Raw genomic sequence first — 2,666 nt, 5'->3', positions numbered from 1 at the left:
TGGATGTTAATAAAATGATGAGCACAGCTGGCCAGATGATGAATACGGTCAACCAGGTTTCTTCCATGGTAAAAGGAATGGGAAGCATCTTTACATTTGTGAAATAAAAAAACTGACGCCATATCCGCTTTTAGCATGCTTGATACAAGCAGCAGACGGATTTGACGCCAGTTTTTTTGAATAAAGTTATTCTTTAATAGAAATGGATTTACCTTTCAATTTCGGTACAGTTAACTGAAGAATGCCATCACGATGTCGAGCATTTATTGATTGATCATCAAACGGCTTGGATAAGGATATCGTCCGGGAAAGCCAATCTGTCGGTCTGCGAAAACCATTGCTTCGTAAACGACTATTTTCTTTATCTGGGACTTTCACCTTTATCATAATTGCCTGTGGAAGAACTTCAATACCGATATGCTGTCTTTTTACACCTGGAAGTGTGGCTGATATTTGGTATTCATGATCCGTTTCAACGATTTCTACAGGAAAGCTGCGGGCGGAATTGGATGAAGTGAAGAAGTCATCCATAGATTGCAGCATACCCTTTATAGGCTTATCTGCAAATAGTCGATCCATTTTTGAAACAAATTCATTGAGGACTTCATGTCGATAAGGTTCCTTTTTTTCATTATTAGACGACGGCATCACTATGTCGCTCCTTTCAAAGTCTTCTAAATAGGCTATGACCGCTTTCAATGATATGTGCTCTTTGAATAGGTTGGTTTGAAAAAAATCAGATAGGGAATTATTAGGATAAATAAAGGGAATAGAAAGAGGGATAATGATGACAAGTAAACTCTCGTACATAGACAGCGGAGAAGGCACACCGTTAGTATTTTTACATGGATTTTGCGGCAGTAAAGATTATTATCAGGATTTACTCCCATTACTTGAATCAAAAAGAAGGGTAATTGCGCTTGATCTTCGCGGTCATGGAGATACAGAACCAAATGGGAAAGAGTATGAAATTGAAGATTTAGCCGAAGATGTTCATCAATTAACAGAAGAACTCGGTCTCACTGATTTTTATTTATTTGGACATTCACTCGGGGGATATATTACGCTCGCCTATGCGAATGCCTACCCAGATAAATTAGCTGGGTTTTCACTTATACACTCCACCGCCTTTCCGGATGATGAAAAAGGCAAAGAGGGAAGATTACAGGCTGTCCAAAGTATTAAAGAAAATGGTGTAAAGAGTTTCGTAGAAGGTTTAGTGCCCAAACTTTTTGCGGATAAAGACAATGCAGATGTCGAAAGAGCCATTCAAATTGGTCTTAAAACGAGTGCTTCAGGAGCAGTCGGGGCACTTGGCGCGATGCGCAGTCGAAAAGATCGTAATGACGTGTTAAAACAAGCAAAGGTTCCTGTTTTACTTGTTGCTGGTAAGAAAGATGAAGTTATCTCAAGTGAAAAAACATTTTCTGTTCATGGACCGACGATCAAAGAAGTAGTACTGAAGGAAAGTGGTCATATGGGGATGTTTGAAGAAACAGAAAAACTGGCAGAAACCATTTTGGCTTTTACTGAATAAGCATTAATACCAAACAGGATACGAAGATGCAACAGAGGTACGGAATGATTTTATTCCGTACCTCTTTGGTATTTTGAACACTTTTCATGGTTGTTTTCCTGCTTATCGTGGCAACTCATGGCTTTTAATAGGCGTACTGTTCTATTATTTCTTTATTCACGTAGTATCCGCTTTTAGATCACTTGTGTCCTCCTGAATTTGTTTTAGGCTAGCCCTTTTAATCGCTAGGTTTTACATCCAGATTAACTTTAGAAAGACGGTTGATTGGAGAGGAGGGCGAAGACTACTGCGGAAAGCGGAGCGCTTCGAACGGAAATCAACGGTCCCATTTTAAAAACTAGTTTCACCCGAGTTTGTCTACAGTCTGAACAGGACACGAAGATGTCCCGTTTTTTGTATGTTAAAATGGAGTTTCCCTAAAAAGGAAAATAGGTTTTCCTTTTTAACAGAACGCATATTCGATAGAATAGAAGAAGAGGAAAACATTGAAACGGAAAAATCATCCTAAAGTGACTGCCATCTATTTAAATGGATAGTTAGATAGATTTAACATATCAACAGCGAAATATAAGAGGTGAAGAGATTTGATAGGTAAGAAATCACTTGCGGAGTTAATTCAAGAGTTACGGAAGAACGAGAATATCATTAATTGGCATGAAATTGAACCCAAAGAGCCTAAAACCAAGCCTATGCCTTCTAGTGTAGATGAACGAATTAAGGCGGCTCTGCAAAAACGCGGGATTGGTGAACTGTATAGCCATCAATATACAGCTTATGAAACATTACAAAAGGGTGAGAACATTGTTGCTGTGACGCCTACAGCCTCAGGTAAAACGCTTTGTTACAATTTACCGGTATTACAATCAATAGCTGAAGATGACAGTAATCGAGCGCTCTATATCTTTCCAACTAAAGCACTCGCTCAAGATCAGAAAAGCGAGTTAAATGAAATTATTGAAGAAATGGGAATTGATATAAAAAGTTATACGTACGACGGTGATACCCCTCCTTCTATCCGCCAAGTAGTGAGAAAGGCGGGGCATATTGTGATAACCAACCCAGATATGCTGCATTCAGCCATACTCCCGCATCATACCAAATGGGTAAGTCTATTTGAAAATCTTAAATA

Annotated in this window: 4 protein-coding genes; 3 read left to right on the top strand and 1 reads right to left on the bottom strand. The window is 38.9% G+C overall.

Annotated elements, in window-relative coordinates:
* Positions 1-107 (top strand): YppG family protein (locus AC52RT_RS09480; protein WP_495540512.1); only part of this gene is annotated, 107 nt, incomplete at its 5' end.
* Positions 108-186: 79 nt separating this feature from the next.
* Here AC52RT_RS09480 and AC52RT_RS09475 read toward each other — a convergent pair.
* Complete coding sequence (locus AC52RT_RS09475; protein WP_495540511.1) at positions 187-648, bottom strand: Hsp20/alpha crystallin family protein; 462 nt, start codon at positions 646-648, stop codon at positions 187-189.
* 139 nt (positions 649-787) lie between these two features.
* Here AC52RT_RS09475 and AC52RT_RS09470 point away from each other — a divergent pair, with 139 nt between their 5' ends.
* Entirely contained in the window at positions 788-1,537 is a 750-nt protein-coding gene (locus AC52RT_RS09470; RefSeq protein WP_495540510.1) for an alpha/beta fold hydrolase, read from the top strand.
* Positions 1,538-2,124: 587 nt separating this feature from the next.
* On the top strand, positions 2,125-2,666 hold a 542-nt coding region (locus AC52RT_RS09465), incomplete at its 3' end, for a DEAD/DEAH box helicase (RefSeq protein ID WP_495540509.1).

This window comes from Peribacillus sp. (assembly GCF_059453735.1).
The sequence above is the reverse complement of the archived record's forward strand: the minus strand, read 5'-3'. Positions and strand labels throughout refer to the sequence as shown.

Coding starts and splice junctions, on each gene's coding strand:
- AC52RT_RS09470 (WP_495540510.1), top strand. CDS start 788: ATGACAAGTAAACTCTCGTACATAGACAGCGGAGAAGGCACACCGTTA.
- AC52RT_RS09475 (WP_495540511.1), bottom strand. CDS start 648: ATGCCGTCGTCTAATAATGAAAAAAAGGAACCTTATCGACATGAAGTC.